This window comes from Chitinophaga sedimenti (assembly GCF_023156195.1).
Lineage (GTDB): Bacteria > Bacteroidota > Bacteroidia > Chitinophagales > Chitinophagaceae > Chitinophaga > Chitinophaga sedimenti.
This window is the reverse complement of record NZ_JAKUKA010000001.1, coordinates 3,148,316-3,166,693: the sequence shown is the minus strand read 5'-3', so window position 1 is coordinate 3,166,693 and position 18,378 is coordinate 3,148,316. Positions and strand designations below refer to the sequence as shown.

21 protein-coding genes, 1 other RNA gene and 1 pseudogene are annotated in these 18,378 nt (G+C 49.4%); 15 read left to right on the top strand and 8 right to left on the bottom strand.

Annotated features, from left to right (window positions below):
• The first annotated feature begins 74 nt into the window (after positions 1–74).
• The 11 genes from MKQ70_RS38765 to MKQ70_RS17940 are packed head-to-tail and all read left to right on the top strand — an operon-like array spanning position 75 to position 9,487.
• On the top strand, positions 75–200 hold the full coding sequence (locus tag MKQ70_RS38765; RefSeq protein ID WP_282456585.1) for a hypothetical protein: 126 nt from the start codon (positions 75–77) through the stop codon (positions 198–200).
• Entirely contained in the window at positions 176–1,684 is a 1,509-nt protein-coding gene (locus MKQ70_RS17985) for a SusC/RagA family TonB-linked outer membrane protein (protein ID WP_308199490.1), read from the top strand. The genes MKQ70_RS38765 and MKQ70_RS17985 overlap by 25 nt, the downstream gene beginning before the upstream one ends.
• Positions 1,681–2,784: a TonB-dependent receptor domain-containing protein gene (locus MKQ70_RS17980; RefSeq protein ID WP_282457411.1), complete on the top strand. Its 1,104-nt coding sequence runs from the start codon at positions 1,681–1,683 to the stop codon at positions 2,782–2,784. The genes MKQ70_RS17985 and MKQ70_RS17980 overlap by 4 nt, the downstream gene beginning before the upstream one ends.
• Positions 2,721–3,101, top strand: a complete 381-nt coding sequence (locus MKQ70_RS17975; protein WP_248073083.1) for a hypothetical protein — start codon at positions 2,721–2,723, stop codon at positions 3,099–3,101. Before MKQ70_RS17980 ends, MKQ70_RS17975 begins: the two co-directional genes overlap by 64 nt.
• 48 nt (positions 3,102–3,149) lie before the next feature.
• Complete coding sequence (locus MKQ70_RS17970) at positions 3,150–4,727, top strand: RagB/SusD family nutrient uptake outer membrane protein (RefSeq protein WP_248073081.1); 1,578 nt, start codon at positions 3,150–3,152, stop codon at positions 4,725–4,727.
• 34 nt (positions 4,728–4,761) lie between these two features.
• A complete protein-coding gene (locus MKQ70_RS17965) occupies positions 4,762–5,907 on the top strand; it encodes a SusE domain-containing protein (protein ID WP_248073079.1) in 1,146 nt (381 codons plus the stop codon).
• A gap of 25 nt (positions 5,908–5,932) precedes the next feature.
• Positions 5,933–6,508 carry a hypothetical protein gene (locus MKQ70_RS17960; RefSeq protein ID WP_248073078.1) on the top strand — a complete coding sequence of 192 codons (576 nt, stop codon included), beginning with the start codon at positions 5,933–5,935 and terminating at the stop codon, positions 6,506–6,508.
• 23 nt (positions 6,509–6,531) lie between these two features.
• Positions 6,532–7,176 (top strand): glycoside hydrolase family 76 protein, encoded by a 645-nt coding sequence (locus MKQ70_RS17955; protein ID WP_248073077.1) that lies wholly within the window; start codon positions 6,532–6,534, stop codon positions 7,174–7,176.
• Positions 7,173–8,120 carry a glycoside hydrolase family 76 protein gene (locus MKQ70_RS17950; protein ID WP_248073075.1) on the top strand — a complete coding sequence of 316 codons (948 nt, stop codon included), beginning with the start codon at positions 7,173–7,175 and terminating at the stop codon, positions 8,118–8,120. Before MKQ70_RS17955 ends, MKQ70_RS17950 begins: the two co-directional genes overlap by 4 nt.
• 11 nt (positions 8,121–8,131) lie before the next feature.
• The gene (locus MKQ70_RS17945; protein ID WP_248073073.1) at positions 8,132–8,326 is read left to right on the top strand and encodes a hypothetical protein; all 195 of its coding nucleotides are present in this window, start codon (positions 8,132–8,134) and stop codon (positions 8,324–8,326) included.
• A 6-nt stretch (positions 8,327–8,332) separates the two neighbouring features.
• Entirely contained in the window at positions 8,333–9,487 is a 1,155-nt protein-coding gene (locus MKQ70_RS17940) for an MFS transporter (protein WP_248073071.1), read from the top strand.
• A 183-nt stretch (positions 9,488–9,670) separates the two neighbouring features.
• Here MKQ70_RS17940 and MKQ70_RS17935 read toward each other — a convergent pair whose 3' ends face one another.
• Both MKQ70_RS17935 and MKQ70_RS17930 read right to left on the bottom strand, forming a co-directional pair.
• Positions 9,671–10,057, bottom strand: a complete 387-nt coding sequence (locus tag MKQ70_RS17935) for a MarR family winged helix-turn-helix transcriptional regulator (protein ID WP_248073068.1) — start codon at positions 10,055–10,057, stop codon at positions 9,671–9,673.
• Positions 10,058–10,142: 85 nt separating this feature from the next.
• A complete protein-coding gene (locus tag MKQ70_RS17930) occupies positions 10,143–10,283 on the bottom strand; it encodes a hypothetical protein (RefSeq protein ID WP_248073066.1) in 141 nt (46 codons plus the stop codon).
• Between the two features lie 150 nt (positions 10,284–10,433).
• Here MKQ70_RS17930 and MKQ70_RS17925 point away from each other — a divergent pair, with 150 nt between their 5' ends.
• Positions 10,434–11,384: a fasciclin domain-containing protein gene (locus MKQ70_RS17925; protein WP_248073064.1), complete on the top strand. Its 951-nt coding sequence runs from the start codon at positions 10,434–10,436 to the stop codon at positions 11,382–11,384.
• Positions 11,385–11,509: 125 nt separating this feature from the next.
• Here the strand turns inward: MKQ70_RS17925 and MKQ70_RS17920 are convergent, their stop codons facing one another.
• The 6 genes and pseudogenes from MKQ70_RS17920 to MKQ70_RS17895 form a co-directional block, all read right to left on the bottom strand.
• Positions 11,510–12,289, bottom strand: a complete 780-nt coding sequence (locus MKQ70_RS17920; RefSeq protein ID WP_248073061.1) for a metallophosphoesterase — start codon at positions 12,287–12,289, stop codon at positions 11,510–11,512.
• Positions 12,290–12,336: 47 nt separating this feature from the next.
• Positions 12,337–12,708, bottom strand: a transfer-messenger RNA (tmRNA) gene (ssrA, locus tag MKQ70_RS17915).
• A gap of 63 nt (positions 12,709–12,771) precedes the next feature.
• Positions 12,772–13,458, bottom strand: a complete 687-nt coding sequence (locus tag MKQ70_RS17910; protein ID WP_248073058.1) for a site-2 protease family protein — start codon at positions 13,456–13,458, stop codon at positions 12,772–12,774.
• Entirely contained in the window at positions 13,452–14,123 is a 672-nt protein-coding gene (locus MKQ70_RS17905) for a M50 family metallopeptidase (protein ID WP_248073055.1), read from the bottom strand. Before MKQ70_RS17905 ends, MKQ70_RS17910 begins: the two co-directional genes overlap by 7 nt.
• Before the next feature lie 67 nt (positions 14,124–14,190).
• Positions 14,191–15,353, bottom strand: a pseudogene (locus tag MKQ70_RS17900) (1-deoxy-D-xylulose-5-phosphate reductoisomerase).
• A 101-nt stretch (positions 15,354–15,454) separates the two neighbouring features.
• Positions 15,455–16,948, bottom strand: coding sequence for a GH3 auxin-responsive promoter family protein (locus MKQ70_RS17895; protein WP_248073053.1), 1,494 nt, complete (start codon positions 16,946–16,948; stop codon positions 15,455–15,457).
• Between the two features lie 307 nt (positions 16,949–17,255).
• Between MKQ70_RS17895 and rplU the strand changes: the two genes are divergently transcribed.
• The 3 genes from rplU (at position 17,256) to MKQ70_RS42345 (ending at position 18,213) form a co-directional block, all read left to right on the top strand.
• The gene (rplU, locus tag MKQ70_RS17890) at positions 17,256–17,558 is read left to right on the top strand and encodes a 50S ribosomal protein L21 (protein ID WP_282456584.1); all 303 of its coding nucleotides are present in this window, start codon (positions 17,256–17,258) and stop codon (positions 17,556–17,558) included.
• 28 nt (positions 17,559–17,586) lie between these two features.
• The gene (gene rpmA / locus MKQ70_RS17885; protein WP_248073049.1) at positions 17,587–17,865 is read left to right on the top strand and encodes a 50S ribosomal protein L27; all 279 of its coding nucleotides are present in this window, start codon (positions 17,587–17,589) and stop codon (positions 17,863–17,865) included.
• A 66-nt stretch (positions 17,866–17,931) separates the two neighbouring features.
• Positions 17,932–18,213 carry a histone H1-like repetitive region-containing protein gene (locus MKQ70_RS42345; RefSeq protein WP_372489989.1) on the top strand — a complete coding sequence of 94 codons (282 nt, stop codon included), beginning with the start codon at positions 17,932–17,934 and terminating at the stop codon, positions 18,211–18,213.
• Positions 18,214–18,378: the final 165 nt, after the last annotated feature.

Below are 18,378 nucleotides of genomic sequence, written 5' to 3'. Positions count from 1 at the left end.
ACAAAAATGAAAGGCTTATGTTAGCTTATTGCCACGTTATTGCAGCAAGGCTACTGCAAAAAAATGGCCGCCTGATGATGGCACTACTGCTGTTACTGGGCATGGCCAATGGCGCGTACGCACAAAATTCCCGTACTGTAACCGGCCGCGTTACGGATGAAGTTTCAAGGAACCGATACCTGGTGTATCGGTATCGCTGAAAGGCACCAACATCGGCACTGCGACTACCGCCGAGGGTACTTTCTCTTTAAATGTTCCTGCCGGTACCAACCAGTTCCCGGTATTTAGTTCACTCGGGTACACCGGTCGCGAAGTTGCGGTAGGCACAGGCGCGATGACCATCACCCTAAAGGTGGCGGCCAATAACTTAACCGACGTGGTAGTGGTGGGGTACGGCACGCAAAAGCGCACCAGCCTTACCGGCGCGGTGAGCGTTGTGACCTCCAAAGACCTGGAAGGTAAACCTGTAGCCAATGCCATGCAGGCGTTACAGGGCGCCGCACCTAACCTGATCATCCAGCAGAATGCAACCGAGCCCGGCGCCGCCATGAACATCAATGTGCGTGGTGTAAGCACCGTGAATAACAGTAGTCCGCTCGTATTGATCGATGGTGTACCCGGTTCGCTGGAACTCATCAACCCGAATGATATTGAAAGTGTGAGCGTGCTGAAAGATGCGGCTTCGTCTGCGATCTACGGCTCCCGCGCGGCCAATGGCGTTATTCTCGTGACCACTAAATCGGGTAAGCTGAACAAGATACCGCGCATCACCTACAATGGGATGTTTGGTGCACAGGCGCCTACCTTCCTCATTAAACCCGTGAGCGGTGTGGAGTACATGCAGCTCAAAAACGAAGCGCTGGTGAACTCCGGTCAGAACGCACAGTTCTCTCCGCAACAAATCCGCGAGCAGGGCGAAAGAGGTTCTGAAAAATGGTGGATGGATGAAGTAATGCGTCCGTCTGCATTGCAGCAGAACCACAACCTCGGCGTAAATGGCGCCATCGGTAAGGTGACTTACCTGGTATCCGGCGGTTACCTCGATCAGAACAGTTTGTACCGCGGTCCGGATTACGGCTACCAGCGCTACAATGCCCGCGCCAACCTCAGTACTACCCTTGGTAAACTGAAGCTGGGCGGCAATTTTGCTTATGCTAAACAGAAGATCCGCGAGCATGCCTATTACTCCGACTGGCTGGTTTCTACGGCCATCCGTATTCCACGCATTTACCCGATAAAAGATACCGCCGGTCATTACTTCCTGGCGCCTACTGCCTCCAATAACCCGCTGGCACAGCTGGAAAAGGGTGGTCGCCGGTTATATAACAACGACAGCTACAACTACATGGCCAACGCGGAATATGCGCTTACCAAACATTTATCTGCCAAGGTGGTGTATGGTGCGGATGTACGCGTGAACAACATGGACGAGTTCCGCAAGTCGATTGACTACGCGCCGTATTCCGGTTCCGATAACCAGAGCGCGCGCAGCATGAACCATTCAAAAAGTGTGCAGGATAACTTCCGTGCGCTGTTGAATTACGAACAGACTTTTAACCAGAAACATGAAGTGAAAGCGCTGCTCGGTTATGCCACTGAGGGCTGGAAAAATGAATACCGCCAGTCGCGCCGCATCAACGTAGACAATGTAACAGGTGATTCTATGCAGGTACCCAAACGCTGAGAGGCTTTAACGATACCTATGATACGCGCATTGACCAATGGGCATTGAATTCTGCTTTCGGTCGTTTGAACTATGCGTTCGATAATAAGTATTATGTGGAATTCAACTTCCGCTATGACGCGTCAAGCCGCTTTGCGAAAGGTAATCGTGGCGCGTTCTTCCCATCGTTCTCCGCTGCATGGCGTATTACCGACGAGGAATTTATGGCGCCGCTGAAAAAGATCGGCGACCTGAAGCTGCGTGGTTCATGGGGACAACTCGGCAACCAGCAGATCATTTCCAACTACGGTTACCTGAACGTGTTTACGACGGTGAGCAATATGTACGGCTTTAACAACCTGCCGCAGCCGGGTTCATCCTTTGCCGTGGGCAACCCGGTAATTACCTGGGAATCTGCCAACTCTACCAATATCGGTTTTGATCTGTCGCTGCTGAATAACCGCCTGACGGTGAGCTACGACTACTTCCATAAGATGACGGACAACATCCTGCTGCAGTTACCAGCGCCTGGACTGTATGGTGCTACACCGGCTTTCCAGAACGCGGGTAAAATCAGGAACCAGGGTTTCGAACTGGCCGTGAACTACCGTGCTACAACCGGTAAAGTAGAACATATTATCGGTGCGAACATAGCGGACAACCTGAACGAGATCGTGGATTTCAAAGGCAGAACATTTATCCAGGAGGGTGATGTAACGTACATTAACCGCGAAGGTTTCCCGATCAGTTCTTACTACGGTTACCAGGCAGATGGCTTTTACCAGACGCCGGATGATATTAAAAACAGTCCGAGACCAACATTCGTGAACGATGTGAAACCCGGCGATATCAAATACGTGGATCGTAACAAAGACGGCGTGATCGATAACAACGACCGTTTTATCATGGGCAATCCTTTCCCGCGTTACACTTACGGCTTTAACTATGCCGTAAACTGGAATGGCTTTGATGCGAGCATCTTCGTCCGGGTGTGGGTAAACGTAATGTGTACCTGCGCGGTGAAGGTGTTGAGGCGTTCCATAATAACTGGGATAACGTGTACTCACAGCACCTCGATCGCTGGACACCCAACAACCCGAACGCGGATTACCCGCGCCTGACCATTGGTACGGCGTCGGCAAACAACAATGTGAACTCTACCTTCTGGCTGGAAAACGCGGCGTATGCCCGTTTAAAGAATGCGCAGCTGGGTTACACCCTGCCGGCATCGCTCACCAAACAGGCGAAGCTGCAGAAAGTAAGGGTATACGTAACGGGGCAGAACCTGCTCACGCTGACCAGCATGAAGAACGGTATGGACCCGGAGCTGACGGAGTTTAACAGTACGCTGAACCTGAATGCACTCAGCAGCGCTACCAGCGGCCGTATTTACCCGGTACAGAAAGTTTGGGCAGTGGGTCTGGACATTAACTTTTAACCACGTTTAAATGATCGATATATGAGGATTAGAAAATATTGTTCGATAGTGCTGGGCGTCCTGCTGCTGGGTGCAGCAGGCTGTAAGGACCTCGACCTGGGGCCTTCTTACCAGGACACCGACCTTACCTTCTGGCAGAAGCCGGAAGCGGCGGAGCAGAGCCTCAACAATGCTTACGCCGGTATGTATTCGGCCGACTATTACTTCTTTAATGAAAGCCTGAGTGATAACGCTTTCAGCTCCAGCTCCGTGAACGGAGGACAGGCGCAGCTGATCGCAGCGGGTTCGTACGATGGCCGTACGAATCGCGTGGCGGGAGAGTGGGCTTTCCATTATGGCGGTATCCGTAATGTAAATAACCTACTGGCCAACATCGATAAAGTGCCCAACCTGGAAGCGGGACTGAAAGCGCGTTACCTCGCAGAGGCACGTTTTATCCGCGCCTACCATTACTTCCATTTAACAAATTGGTATGGAGATGTGGCACTTATCAAGAACGAGATTTCGTACGACGAAAGTTTCCAGATCGCGCGGTCGCCCAAAGCAGATGTAGTGGCCTACATGAAGACGGAGCTGGACGAAATCATGCCTGCCCTGCCGTTAAAAAACGAGTATGCGGAGTCTGACAAAGGCCGCATCACCCGCGGTGCAGCTGCTGCCCTGAAAGCGCAGATACTGCTGTACGACAGCAAATGGGCCGATGCCGCTACGTTGCTGGAACAGATCATGGCGGGGACTTATGGTACTTATACCTTGTTCCCTTCCTTTAGCGGGATATTCCAGCCCGAAAATGAGAATAACAGTGAAGTGATCCTGAACCTGGAATTTGTGCCGGTACAACGTACGCATTCCATGCAGCGTTTCTTCCTGCCATTTACCGAAGGACAGCTGATCACGGGCATGGCGCCATCGCAGTCATTGGTGGATAATTTCATCATGACGAATGGTAAAGCCATTACTGAAACCGGTTCCGGTTATAACGAAACAACGCCTTACGCCAATCGTGATCCGCGCCTGGAAGCCACGATCATTCATGATGGTTCTTCATTTATCACCAAAAAAGGAGAGACGATCACGATCAGTACAGCGCCCGGTACCGGCGATAATGCGGTAGATAAATCTGATGCCTCCAAGACAGGTTATTACTTCCGCAAGTACTATGACCGTACGGCGGATGGTAACAATAATTCCGGTTTGAACCTGATACTGATCCGTTATGCCGATGTGCTGCTGATGTACGCAGAGGCGAAGGCAATGCAGAACCAGCTGGACGAAGCGACCTGGAACAAAACGATCCGCGCTATCCGTGAGCGTGCAGGCTTTACCGATCCGGCTGCCCTTAATTTCGCGAACTACGCGGGTGTGGGTAATGCAGGTTTGATCGACATTGTACGCCGCGAGCGCAGAAGTGAACTGGCGCTGGAAAGTCAGCGTGTGTTTGATATTCGTCGCTGGAGAATAGCAGAAACCGTGATGAACGGTGTGCTCTACGGCATGAAAGTAGGAAATAGCAACATAGTGGCCGACCGCCGCGTGTTTAATGCAGCGAAACACTACTTGTGGCCGGTGCCGCAGGCAGACATTGAGATGAACAAAAACCTGCTGCCCAACAATCCAAACTGGTAACATTCCACTATTCCATATTGAAAAAAGTATGATCATGATACACAACATCAAACTCAAAATATATAGCATACTGGCCGCAACGTTGGCTATCACTGGCTTCGCATCCTGCGAAAAAGAGAAATCCATCAACAGCAATATTTCTACCGTGAAGGAACTTTATTACCCGGAAGTGGGTAAGTACCTGAAACTGCAGCCCGCTACCACTGCGGTGGTGAGCTTCGAATGGAGCCCGGCAAGAGCGGAAGATGGCAGCCTGGTGATGTATGAAGTGGCTTTCGATACGCTGGGCGGTGATTTCCAGCGTCCGATTTATACCATCGCTTCTAACGGTAACGGTGTACAGAATGCGCTGTCGTTATCGCATAAAATACTGAACAGCATTGCGAGCAAAGCGGGTATTCAGCCTTCGACCTCCGGTTCGCTGCAGTGGACGGTAATCGCCAGCAAAGGTTTGAATGAAAAGAAAGCGGAGGCATCGAGGACGATCGTAGTCGAAAGACCTTCCGGCTTTACAGAGATTCCTTCCAGCGTATTCATTACCGGTGCGGCTACCGAAGGTGGTGCCGACCTGGCAAATGCACAGCCAATGCGCCTGAATGCAGACGGTGTGTTCGAGATCTTCACGCGTTTGAAAGCCGGCGCTTTCCAGTTTGTAGACCGCAACAACGGCACACCTGTTACCTATTCCATCCAGGGAACCCGCCTGGCGGAAGGTGGCGATAACCAGCAGGCGGCAGAAAAAATCTATCGTATTCGCCTTGATTTCGCCAATGCTGCTGCAGAGATGACAGAGATCACGGGTGTAGGTGTATTTGCATCTGCCTATAATAAAACGATTGGCACCCTTGCTTATGCGGGTAACGGCACCTGGAAAAGCACTAACATACCGATCGCTTACTACGATTTCGGCAGCTGGAAAGATGACCGTTTTAAATTCCAGTTCCTGACGGCAGATGCAGGTGGTACCGCGGGTGTACAGTATTACGGCAGCGTAAATCAATCTAACTCTACGCCACCTGATGCTAATACACCGGCAGCTTACTACAGCATTGTACCGGTAGATAATTCGCAGTGGGATTTTACCTATAAGTATCCTGCGGGCTCCGATGGCAAAACAGGGGACTTTACCCTGCAAATGAATGCCGCGGCGGATTATAATTACAAACTGACCGTGCACTAATTGTATCACCATTAAAGGTTTTCACATGAGACTATTCATCTTATCAATAGCCGCAGCGGCAGTTTTCATGACCGGGTGTTACAAGGTGCGTGAGGATTCACCGGTGATCGTACCCGGCGATACCACGTCTACCGAAATGACTTACAAAATGAAGTCACGCCAGGTGCTGGAAGATATTTACAAATACTATGGCGTAAACGGCAGCGTGTACGTAAAGGAAAGCTATCCCACTCAACCCGGTGATCCACGGTATGCTTATTTGTGGCCGTATTCGGCAATGTTTACCGGCGCTACCTTATTAAAGCAGATGGGATATACCGATGATGCGGTGCAGGGCTATTACAATAGTACGCTGGCCGGTATGGAAGGGTATAAAGATGTTTCGAGAACGCCGGCGGCTTACCAGTCGTCGCCCGTTACCGAAGGTCTGGCCGATCGTTTTTATGACGATAATGCGATTACCGGTATCGATATGCTGGAAGCATTTCACCTGACAGGCGATCAGCAGTTGCTGACCAATGCGAAACTGTGTTACACCTTCTGTGCTTCGGGTGAAAGCCCGGAAGCGGGTGGTGGACTGTATTGGAACGAGGGGTGTTAAACAATCCCGATCACCCCGACTATATGAAGGCCACCAACGTGACCGCGCTTTCTGCAACGCTGGCGCTGCAATTGTATCAGCAGGAAAAACAGGAGATGTATTTAACCTCCGCGAAACGCTGGTATGCCTGGGTAAAACAGTATATGCTCGATCCCGTTGACAAGGGCTTCTGGAACTCAGTGTCGATTAAAACCGGCGCGATCAACTATGCAAAGTGGACGTACAACTCCGGCGCGATGATACAGAACGCTGCATTGTTGTTCAAGATCACCGGCGACCAGGCTTACCTGGCCGACGCGAAGGCCTGGGCACAGGGTGCGTATAACATATTTACGCGGAACGTGGCTAACCAGGGGCGCTTTTATACAGCAAACGATCCCTGGTTTACAGCGGTGCTGCTGCGTGGTTACCTGGAGCTGAATACAGTGGATGCTAACACGGCTTATATCGATACGCTGGTGGCTAACGTGGATTATGCGTGGGACCATGCCCGCCTGCCCGATACGCGCCAGTTTTATGAAGACTGGTCGGGCTCCGACCTGGGCAGGTACCATTCGCTGCTGACGCAGGTAGCGATGGTGGAGATTTATGCGAGGATATCTATCTGGAAAAAGAAAAATAAAGATGCGGGCCCGTTTCGGCGGGCCCTTCATCAACCGGCGTTATGAAGAAATTGTTATTCACTTCGATATTGAGTGTGCTGTTGCTGTCTGCCGCTGCGCAGTCTGCACGTGAATACCAGCGCAGGGCGGAAGAAATGTTTACCCGTGTATGGACGTTGTACCGCGTGCCGGAGCATGGATTGTTTTCGGAATATTATCCGCAGCAGCATAAAGATTCGCTGACCTACATGCAGGATGGTAATGTGCAGTCGAAAGCCGTCAGTTACCTGTGGCCTTTAAGCGGGATCGTATCTGCTACGAATATATTGATGCGGTTCCCGGGTAACAAGTACCGGCCGTATCTCGACTCGGTGATGGCGGGCATGCGGCAATACCGCGATACTACGCGGGCACCGGCCGGATACCAGGCCTATCCCGCAAAGTTTGAGCGGGTAGACCGCTACTATGACGACAACGGCCTGGTCGCGATCGATTATGCGGAGGCGTATGAAAATACCGGCGATCCAATATATTTAAAAGACGCCAAAGAAGTATTTACCTTCATTATGAGCGGCTGGACCGATACCCTTGGCGGCGGCGTTACCTGGCTGGAAGGCCATGGCGATCAGAAGCCGGCCTGCAGTAACGGGATGGCCACGCTGGCGGCATTGAAGATCTATAAAGCAGGCCGTGATCCGTATTACCTGCAACAGGGCATCCGCTTTTACGACTGGATGTATACACATTTGCGTGATTCGGCCGGCTTGTATGTAAACGATATCAAAACGGCTACCGGCAAGATCAACCCGGTTTACTATACGTATAACACAGGATCGATGCTGGAAGCGGCGATGATGTTATATGCTTTTACCGGGGATAAAAATACTATCAGCATGCTACGCAGACGGCAGCATCTGCCTATCAATATTTCGGTCGCCCGCAGGAAGGTATGCGCAGTGCATTCTGTGATCTGCCATGGTTTGCCACAGTATTGTTCCGCGGGTATGTAGCGTATTATGCAGTGAATAAAGACCCGAAGTATCTTAAAGCGATCATATCTAAAGTAGATCATGCCTGGAACAACAAAGATCCGCATGGCTTACTGAACCACGACTGGAGCGAGGCGCGCGACAACACCGGCAAACCGAAGTGGCTGCTGGATGAAGCCTGTATTGCGGAGATTTACGCCCGCATGGCGCAGCTCAAACTAAAATAAAAACTTATGACCCAGCAACCTAAAACAAGCGTACTACAACTGGCGCCTATACTGTTCGGATTTTTTATCATGGGCTTTGTGGACGTGGTGGGCATTGCAACCAACTATGTAAAGAACGATTTCGGATTGTCGGATACGCTGTCGAACCTGCTGCCGATGGCCGTTTTCCTCTGGTTCCTGATATTCTCTGTGCCAACCGGCATGCTGATGAACCGCATTGGCCGTAAACGCACGGTGCAGCTGAGCATGGTGATAACGGGTGTAGGACTGCTGGTGCCGATGTTATCTTATTCCCTGCCGGTAGTGCTGGCCGCCTTTGCCTTGCTGGGTATCGGTAATACACTGCTGCAGGTGGCTTTGAACCCATTACTGACAAATGTGGTCAGCAAGGATAAACTGACGAGCAGCCTTACGGCCGGTCAGTTCATCAAGGCAATATCCTCTTTCCTCGGGCCGATTATCGCTGCCTTCGCGGTGAAGTTTTTCAGCAACTGGCAGTACCTGTTCCCGGTGTTCGCAGGCGTGACCCTGTTATCATTTTTATGGCTTACCGCCACGCCGCTTCAGGAAGATAATCGCAAAGAAAATACATCTACCATCCGCGAATGCTTTGCCTTACTGGGCGATAGCAGTATTTTTCTTTACTTTCTCGGCATCCTTACCCTGGTAGGTATCGATGTGGGACTAAATGTTTCCGCACCAAGAATACTGATGGAAAGGGCGGGGGTGTCGCTGCAGGAGTCGGGGTATATTGCGAGTGTTTACTTCGTATTTAAAACCGTGGGTACGTTCCTGGGGGCGATCATGCTGGCGAAGTGGTCGGCAAGGCCCTTTTACGTGGTGTCGTCTTTTGCGGCAATGGCGGCGGTGGTGCTTTTACTGTTTGTTTCCAGTACGACAGCTATCTATACCGCGGTGGCGCTGGCGGGCTTTGCCTGTGCCAATATCTTTTCTATACTTTTCTCATTTGCCCTACAACGGAAGCCCGAGCGTTCCAATGAAGTATCGGGATTGTTGATTATGGGTGTTTCCGGCGGGGCTATTTTCCCCTTATTGATGGGGGTGGCTTCTGATGCCGCGGGGGCGCAATGGGGCGCTGTAATGGTCTTATTACTGTGTTGTATGTATCATTGCGTGCTTGCGGTAAAGGAACGCCGGTGATCCTGTATGGATCCTATATGCTTCCTATATGCTTGTTCGCTGAAAGCGTTGCTGGTGCTGAGGGGGATATAGGAAGCATATAGGATCCATATAGGATGTATTATGCATCTTCCATACCCCAGCCTGTTGTTAATCTTCTCTTGCTGAGACTGATCTGTATATTCCTGCTGAAAACGGGACCTCTTATTCCTGTCCACGCCACCTGCCTTCATGGTACTGTTCCAATTTGGCAAGCAGCCGGATCAGCTCCGTCTTTTCCTGGTCGGTGAGGGGCGCAGTCACGTTTCTGGATGCCTGTCGGATATTATCCATATTAGCTTCGAGTAAATCCGTTCCTTTTTCTGTGATGTGCAATGTACGGTTACGTTTATCCTGGCCGGAAGCCGTTTGTTCCACCAGGCCATTGTCGATCAGCCTTTTCACGATTTGCATACCAGCTGATTTTTCGTGAACGTTTCGCCTTATCAGCGCTGTTTTGCTCATGCTGCCATGCACCGCGAGGTTGATCAGGTAAATGAAGTCGTCGGGCGTGGAAAAACTGGTGCCGGCGATAGCAGCCTTTGCCTGCAATTTTGCATATCTATAAAGATGTACCAGCGTAGTGTTGATGACACTGTCTGCCGAGCGGCCTGTGGATTTTCCTTCCCAGTCTGCCTCATCTGCCCGCCAGCCTTCTTTGCTTCAGGTATTGATTTAACCATTGCCCGAATTGCTGTAAATCCGCCTTTTCATCTGTAATATCCGCCTCAAATGTGTCAACCAGCCGGATAATATCAATAATCAGTTCGTATTTCATAATCAACTTTTAGGAAACTTATGTGCTAAAATAGTACAAAAATGGACTTGTTTTACAAGATTTATCCTGCCTATTGTCGTTATTTAGTTCACTTGTGTACCTTTTGGTATTGATTTTGTGTTGACATTGGTACAAAATAAAACTATCGTTATGATTAACTTCAAATTAGCAATGTCTAAGACCGTACTGGCCTGTGCGGCGGCAGTATCTGTGTTTTTCACCTCCTGCAGCAAGGATGATGATAATAACACGAAAGATTCCACAATCACTGCTATCGTTACAACAAACAATGACTTCTCCTTACTGGAAACGGCGCTGGTGCATGCCGGACTTACAACTGTCTTATCCGGCCAGGGACCCTTTACCGTGTTCGCGCCTAACAATGCTGCTTTTGTAGCGGCGGGTTTTGATACAGAGGCTAAAATCAAGGCCGTACCTGCTGAAACCCTGAAGAAAATATTACTGTATCACGTATTGAATCAAAAAGTGACTGCATCGGCAATTGCGATGGCGAGCAATACGCCTGTGAAAACGGTGAATGAAGCCAACATTTTTGTTACTAAAAACGCTTCCGGGGTATATGTCAATGGTGCAATGGTTACGCAGGCAGACCTGATGGCGAGCAATGGCGTAATACATGTGATCAATACGGTCCTGATGCCGCCCAGCGGTAATATTGTGGAAGTAGCGCAGGGCAACCCGAACTTCAGCCTGTTAGTGGCTGCTGTGTTGAGGGCCAGCCAGGGCAGCACAAATGTAGCACAGGTGTTGTCCGGTGCAGGTCCCCTGACTGTTTTTGCGCCAACCAACCAGGCATTTATCAACGCGGGCTTTGCGAACGCAGCGGCTATACAGGCAGCAGATCCTGCCGTACTTACCAGCATCCTGACTTACCATGTGGTGTCTGGCCGCGTGTTTTCCAGCGACCTCACGGAAGGAGCGAAACCTGCTACACTTAACGGTGGTACCGTAGCGATAACATTAACCGGCGGAGCGAAAGTGAAAGGCAATAAGAATACTACAGCATCAAATGTAACGGCTGCAAACATGGTTACTACAAACGGTGTAATACATGTCATAGACCAGGTATTACTTCCCTAGCCGGAAAGTGTGACGATGAATAGGCAACTGTCTGGGTTATCCGGATGGTTGCCTTTTTGTTTTTGGGTATGCAGGTTACTTATAATTCTGAGAGTGAGGTAATGTGCCGCATGTCATGGGCATAGTCAGCTTCCCATCCGCCCGGGTTCATCGGGATAAAGTTCCGTTACCTTGTCTGACTGCCAAAAGGCTTTGGTAGCTACGTCCATCATGGTCAATTTACCATTCCATCCGGCGCCTGTGTCCGGGTTCCAGATATTAGCGGCTTTCATAGGGGTATCTTTTTTCCAGATAATGGTGGGAGTGTGCCCGATAAAAACTTCAGTGAAACCGTCATGAATTTTCAGTTTAACACTTCCTGCAGGCATGCCCCTGGCAGCACTTTCGCAGGATAGTGCCTGCATCCATAGCTTCCTGTCCCAGCAAAGCTTTTCCTGTGGCTGACCATCGATTGGTTGATGCCGTTTAAAGCCCGCATGAACAAAGAGACGGCGCTCTTCATCAATGTAATATAGTTGTTGTTTCTTGGTGAAGAACTCCCGGTGAGATAATGGAACATCGTCCGGTGGTATACGAAAGCCGGAGAGGATACTTTGCATATCTACATCCTGCTGTATTAAACGCGCATAGGACAAAAGCGTAGCTTCGCCACCTTTCCAGTTTTTTGTGTGGATGCCGGTATTGAGAAATTCCTGGAAATAAATATCGTGATTGCCTTTTAGCACGACGAGGTGCTTTACTTTCAGCAGTTCTTCCACGCAGGCGTATACGCCCGTCCAACCGTCCGTAATGTCGCCCAGTTGAATAAGGGTGTCGCTATCATAATTAAAGCCGGATCTGTCCAATACCTGCTGTAAAGCGCGGTGTGCGCCGTGTATATCGCCTAATACGAATGTTCTTGCCATCTGCGCATTATTAGAATAAAAAAGGGCGATCTGCTAAGATCGCCCTTTAGTGGAGCTGGCGGGAGTCGAACCCGCGTCCAAACACATCCTCCGAAAGCTTTCTACATGTTTATTTCTGCATTGCTTTGTCGGAATCAGGCAGGGGCAAAACAAACCAACCCAATCCGTATCCGTTTAGTTTTTCATCGCATACTCACAGAAACCATATGCGCTTATCCCTCTATGGTTTGATTCGGCGGCGGGAGTCGTAGTGGGCAGCAACTCCGGCGGCTATAATGGGTGCGCTAATTTAATTAGGCAGCCATGGCGTAGTTAGATTCGCCATTTGAAATTTGGGTATTCAGATTTACGTGCTAATTATCCAACGCACGACATGCTTACACTTTCAAAGACCTATGCTGTCAAAACCGGTCAGCCCCGGGGATGCAAAGATATATAAACTTCCGGACAGTTGAAAATCACTACTGCCCGGAAGTACTTGTTTAAAACAGGTCGCGTACCCAACGCCATACGTCGAGGCCGTTGGCGAACAGCAGGAGGCCGAACAGGATTACCATACCCACGATCTGTGCATATTCCATGAATTTATCGCCAGGTTTACGGCCCGTGATAATCTCATAAATCAAAAACAGTACGTGCCCTCCATCCAGTGCGGGGATAGGTAAGATGTTCATGAATGCTAGGATGATCGACAGCAGCGCAGTTAACTGCCAGAAGCTCTGCCAGTCCCACTCAGACGGGAACAATTTGCCGATAGAGCCAAATCCGCCGAGGGACTCGGTTACTTTCACTTCTTTTGATACGAAGATCAGGCGCAGTTGCTTCACGTAGTCCACGAGTTTGCCTACCGCTTTATTAAAGCCGGCAGGGATCGCCTCGCCAAATGTGTAAGTCTTTTTAGACAGGTCGAATACTTTGGGACCACTGCGCAGAAACACGCCCAGTCTGCCTTTGGTTTCGCCGGCAGCAGGTACGGTTACCTCGCTATGCACTGTGTCGGCGCCACGCAATACGGTGATTTCTACGGTTTTGCCGGTATCCTTCATCAGCTCACGCGCCATCAGGTGCTGGTAGTCCGCAGGTTGATTGTTTACCGTCAGGACCCTGTCGCCGGGTTTCAAACCCGCTTTGGTACCTGCAAGGTTCTCGCCGTCCGTGCTGTCTACCACCGAAGGCAGGCGAATGCCGAATACTTCTCCTTTTTCTCGATCAGCTGGGCGATAAAGCCTTCCGGAATCGCAATGTTTACCTGCTGGCCATCACGATCTACCTGGATGCTTTTGGCCTCGCGGAGAATCAGCTCGCCGGGAATGCTGGCGAAGTTTTCGATAAACTTGCCGTCGACAGACAAAATTTTATCACCGTCGCGCAGACCGATGTTCTGGGCTACAGAATCAGTAGCGATACCGTATTTTACGTTTTTAGTCGGCAGGTAGGTTTCGCCCCAATGCCACAAAATCAAAGTATAAATAAGAAAACCGAGTATAAGGTTTACCGTAACTCCGCCAATCATGATGATCAGGCGTTGCCAGGCTGGTTTAGAGCGGAATTCATGCGGCTCGGGCGGTTTCGACATTTGTTCTTTGTCCATGCTCTCATCGATCATGCCCGATATTTTTACATAACCGCCCAGTGGCAGCCAGCCTATACCGTACTCGGTTTCTCCTTTCTTAAATTTGAAAAGCGAAAACCAGGGATCAAAAAACAGGTAGAACTTTTCTACTCTTGTCTTGAAAAGTTTAGCAGGGATAAAGTGTCCCATTTCGTGAAGTACTACTAATATTGACAGTGATAATATCAGCTGTCCGGCCTTCACCAGTATTTCTGTTGCCATTTATTTGTGTTAAATACCTTGTTAAGGTAATGCTTTTTGTGAATGGTTAAAGTTTGTACACGCTTTCTTAACCCATGCGGTTGATCAAAGATGCAGCGTAGTCCCGCGCCAGGGCGTCAGTATGATAATAATCCTTCAGGGAAGGTTTGGCCTGGAACGGCACTTTGGCAAGTGTTTCTTCAATTACCTCGGTCATCTGCAAAAAGCCGATGCGGTTGCGCAGGAAAGCGTTTACCACTTCTTCGTTGGCGGCGTTCATCACACAGGGGCGTTGCCGCCTGTCTTCAGCGCCTCGATGGCAATGGCCAGGTTGCGGAAGGTTTTGGTATCGGGCGCCTCAAAGGTAAGGGCCGGGTAGTTTTTAAACTGAAAACGGGGAAAAGCGTTCGGCAGCCGCTCCGGGAAACCCATTGCATACTGGATCGGCAGCTTCATGTCCGGTAAGCCCATCTGCGCTTTCATGGAACCGTCGGTAAACTGCACCATCGAGTGGATGATCGACTGCGGATGCACGATCACGTCTATCTGGTCCGGGTGCAGGTTAAACAGCCAGCGGGCTTCGATCATCTCCAGACCCTTATTCATGAGGGTAGCGGAATCGATCGTTATTTTAGCGCCCATGCTCCAGTTGGGGTGTTGCAGGGCATGATCTTTCTTTACGTTGATAAGATAGTTAGGCTTCTTGCCAAGGAACGGTCCGCCCGACGCGGTTAAAATCACTTTTTCCACGCAGTTGCCCGGCTCTCCGATCAGGCATTGAAAAATGGCGGCATGCTCCGAATCCACGGGAATGACCGGCACATTTTTGCGCCTTGCGGTCGCCATCACAATGTCGCCCGCCACTACCAGTGTTTCTTTGTTGGCCAGCGCCACCGGGGTACCTTGTTCGATGGCCGAAAGCGTAGGGGCCAGTCCGGCAAAACCGACAATGGCAGCCAGCATCATGTCAATAGTATTCCATGACGCTACTTCTACCATCGCTTTGGCGCCCGCAAATACCTTTACACCTTTGTCGAACAGTACGTCCTTCACTTCGGTGTACTTGCTTTCGTCTCCGATTACAACGGCATTGGGGCGGAACTTCAAAGCCTGCTCTATCAGCAGTTCTGAATTATTCTGCGCGGTCAGCACTTCTACTTCAAACTTTTCCGGGTGGGCGGCAATCACGTCCGGGGCTTGTTTGCCGATGGAGCCGGTAGACCCGAAAATACCAATACGTTTCTTCCTCATGGTGTGTTTATCAAAACGAGAATGGACGCTCGTTATATGGTTTGCTGTTTTAAGTTTTCCTGCCGGTGTCTTTTTATCGATGAACGCCGGTTACGTTTATATTAGAAAAGAAAGGGTGCCAGGCCTTCGGCGATTTTACGATCGTTACTAAGGCGCGGTACCTTATTCTGACCACCCAGTCTGCCGATCGATTTCATGTATTCTATAAACCCGTTTTTTTTTACCGGCCTTATTTTCAGCGTTTGCAGAATGCTGCCGGTAAGCAGGTCGTTATAATAAATGTTTTTCCGGCGCATGGCATCGTCCACCTTTTTCGCGAACGCTTCCACATTGTCCGGCGCATTTTCAAACTCCACGAACCATTCATGATAGGGCAGTTCTCCGTCGGTCTGTATGCGCGGGGCCACGGTAAATTCGGTGATCCGTACATTTTCCTGCTCGGCTACCGTCATCAGGCTGTGTTCCACTTCTTCACCAATTACGTGCTCGCCAAAGGCGGAGATGAAGTGTTTGGTACGACCGGTTACTACGAGCCTGTATGGGTTGGTCGATACAAATTTAACAGTATCGCCAATGTTATACGCCCACATACCTGCATTGCTGTTGATGATCAGGGCGTAGTTTTCGCCGACTTTCACGTCTTTAAGCGATAAGCGGGTCGGATTTTCATTAAATATCTCGCCGGCCGGCACAAATTCAAAAAAGATGCCGCTGTTGGTGTTCAGCAGTAAGCCTTCCTGGGTTTGTGTGTCCCGGAAGGCAAAAAAGCCTTCGGAGGCAGGGAATGTTTCCACGGTGTGGATCGGGCGACCGATAGCGTCGAAGAGTTTGGCCTTATAGGGCTCAAAGTTTACGCCGCCATGGGCCAGAACGCTCAGGTTCTTAAACAGTTCGCCTACCTTTTTGCCGCTGCGTTCGATCAATTCGTCGAAATACATCTGCATCCATGGTGGTATGCCGCTGATGAGCGTCATGTTCTGGTCGATGGTTTCATCCACGATTTTACCCAGCTTTGTTTCCCAGTCGTCGATGCAATTCGTTTCGTAGGAGGGCAGCTGGTTGGTACGCAGGTACTTCGGCACGTGATGGTTCACAATGCCACTGAGCCTGCCCGTGGGTATGTCCCCGATACGCTCCAGTTCGGGTGAACCCGAGAGGAAAATGAGTTTACCGTCGGCGAAGGCGGTATTGCCGGTCTCCGCCATGTAACACAGCAGCGCATTGCGGGCAGTGTCCATATGGTTGGAGATGGAATCTTTTGAAATAGGTATATACTTAACGCCGCTCGTCGTTCCGGATGTTTTGGCAAAGTAGATGGGTTGCCCCTTCCATAATACATTATGCTTGCCTTGTTTGATCCTGTCTATATATGGCCGGTACTGTTCGTAATCCCTGATGGGTACAGCCTGCTTATATTCTTCGTAGGTATTGATGGCATTAAAACCATGTTCGCTACCGAATTCAGTCTTCCTGCCAGTTTTGATCAAATCTTGCCAGATAGCTCCCTGATCTTCTACCGCCCGCATCATTTCCTTCTTGATCTTTCCTGAGATATAAGAAGCAAAAGGCTTGGCCAGCAGTGCTTTAAACTTCATGCCGCTGTAGTTTTGTTATTTAAGGTAAAAAACAAAAGTATAAAAATTGTGACGCATTGCACGGGGAGTTTAGCCTTTATTTAAATGGGGACGGTGGTATGTCGGAGCAACGATGTATTCGGGGGCCCTGGCAAACAATTACAAACAATTGTTAAAAAAATCTAAAATTGTAAAAAGTCCGTATCTTTGGTGATATTATTGTGTACTTCCACTGAACTTTTCAGCATGGGAGTACATAAAATGTAGGAAAAACTTTTGTTGATTAAAAAGTAAAGGTTACCTTTGCCGAAATTATTTTTGGATAACTATGTTCGCAGTTGTTAAAATATCAGGTCAGCAATTCAAGGTGCAAAAAGATCAGGAGATCTTTGTTCAGCAATTGAATGGCAACGTTGGAGATAAAGTAGAATTCTCTGAAGTGTTGCTGTTAAACAATGACACCCAGCTGACTGTGGGTACTGATGTAAAATCAGTGATCAAAGCAGAGATCCTCGGTCATGTACAAGGGGATAAGGTGATAGCCTTTAAAATGAAACGCCGCAAGGGTTTCAGAAAGAAGATCGGTCACCGTACCCATTTTACTAAAATCAGGATCAACGAGATTGCTTAATTATTAAAAGTTTAAAGAACCTTAGACAATGGCACATAAAAAAGGTGAAGGTAGTGTAAAGAACGGCCGCGATTCCCAAAGCAAAAGGCTGGGCGTGAAAATCTTCGGTGGTCAGGTTGCTGTAGCAGGCAACATTATCATCCGTCAGCGTGGTACAGTATACCATGCTGGTCAGAATGTTGGAATTGGTAGAGATTTTACCATTTTCGCAATGACAGATGGTGTAGTGGAATTCAGGAAAGGCCGTGAGAACAAAACTTACGTTTCTGTAAAATCATTTGACACCACTGCTCAGGCGGAAGCCTAAGTTAGTGTTTGCCATAAAGTTTTTTTAATACCCAATTTTAATTACTAACCCAAAATTCAAAAAACAATGGCAACAATTAAAAAAGCGGCTAAAAAAGCTGCGCCGAAAAAAGCTGCTGCTAAGAAAGCCGCTCCTAAAAAAGCTGCTGCTAAGAAGGCTGCTCCTAAAAAGCCGCTGCTAAGAAAGCTGCTCCTAAAAAGAAAGCTGCTCCTAAAAAAGCTGCTGCTAAGAAGGCTGCTCCTAAGAAAGCTGCTGCTAAGAAAGCTGCTCCTAAAAAAGCCGCTGCTAAGAAAGCTGCTCCTAAGAAAGCCGCTGCTAAGAAAGCTGCTCCTAAAAGGCCGCTGCTAAGAAAGCTGCTCCTAAGAAAGCCGCTGCTAAGAAAGCTGCTCCTAAAAAGGCTGCTGCTAAGAAAGCTGCTCCTAAAAAGAAAGCTGCTGCTAAGAAGGTTGCTCCTAAAGCTTCCCCTTCTACGCCTTCAGCTCCTGCAGCTCCAGCGATCTAAGATCGGAACTA

Excerpts from the sequence above, each read along its gene's own strand:
- MKQ70_RS17955 (WP_248073077.1), top strand. The coding sequence starts at position 6,532 with ATGAAGGCCACCAACGTGACCGCGCTTTCTGCAACGCTGGCGCTGCAA.
- rpmA (WP_248073049.1), top strand. The coding sequence starts at position 17,587 with ATGGCACATAAAAAAGGTGAAGGTAGTGTAAAGAACGGCCGCGATTCC.
- MKQ70_RS17895 (WP_248073053.1), bottom strand. The coding sequence starts at position 16,948 with ATGAAGTTTAAAGCACTGCTGGCCAAGCCTTTTGCTTCTTATATCTCA.
- MKQ70_RS17905 (WP_248073055.1), bottom strand. The coding sequence starts at position 14,123 with ATGGCAACAGAAATACTGGTGAAGGCCGGACAGCTGATATTATCACTG.
- MKQ70_RS38765 (WP_282456585.1), top strand. The coding sequence starts at position 75 with ATGATGGCACTACTGCTGTTACTGGGCATGGCCAATGGCGCGTACGCA.
- MKQ70_RS17960 (WP_248073078.1), top strand. The coding sequence starts at position 5,933 with ATGAGACTATTCATCTTATCAATAGCCGCAGCGGCAGTTTTCATGACC.
- MKQ70_RS17940 (WP_248073071.1), top strand. The coding sequence starts at position 8,333 with ATGACCCAGCAACCTAAAACAAGCGTACTACAACTGGCGCCTATACTG.
- MKQ70_RS17930 (WP_248073066.1), bottom strand. The coding sequence starts at position 10,283 with ATGAAATACGAACTGATTATTGATATTATCCGGCTGGTTGACACATTT.
- MKQ70_RS17950 (WP_248073075.1), top strand. The coding sequence starts at position 7,173 with ATGAAGAAATTGTTATTCACTTCGATATTGAGTGTGCTGTTGCTGTCT.
- MKQ70_RS17965 (WP_248073079.1), top strand. The coding sequence starts at position 4,762 with ATGATACACAACATCAAACTCAAAATATATAGCATACTGGCCGCAACG.
- MKQ70_RS17920 (WP_248073061.1), bottom strand. The coding sequence starts at position 12,289 with ATGGCAAGAACATTCGTATTAGGCGATATACACGGCGCACACCGCGCT.
- MKQ70_RS17925 (WP_248073064.1), top strand. The coding sequence starts at position 10,434 with ATGATTAACTTCAAATTAGCAATGTCTAAGACCGTACTGGCCTGTGCG.
- rplU (WP_282456584.1), top strand. The coding sequence starts at position 17,256 with ATGTTCGCAGTTGTTAAAATATCAGGTCAGCAATTCAAGGTGCAAAAA.
- MKQ70_RS42345 (WP_372489989.1), top strand. The coding sequence starts at position 17,932 with ATGGCAACAATTAAAAAAGCGGCTAAAAAAGCTGCGCCGAAAAAAGCT.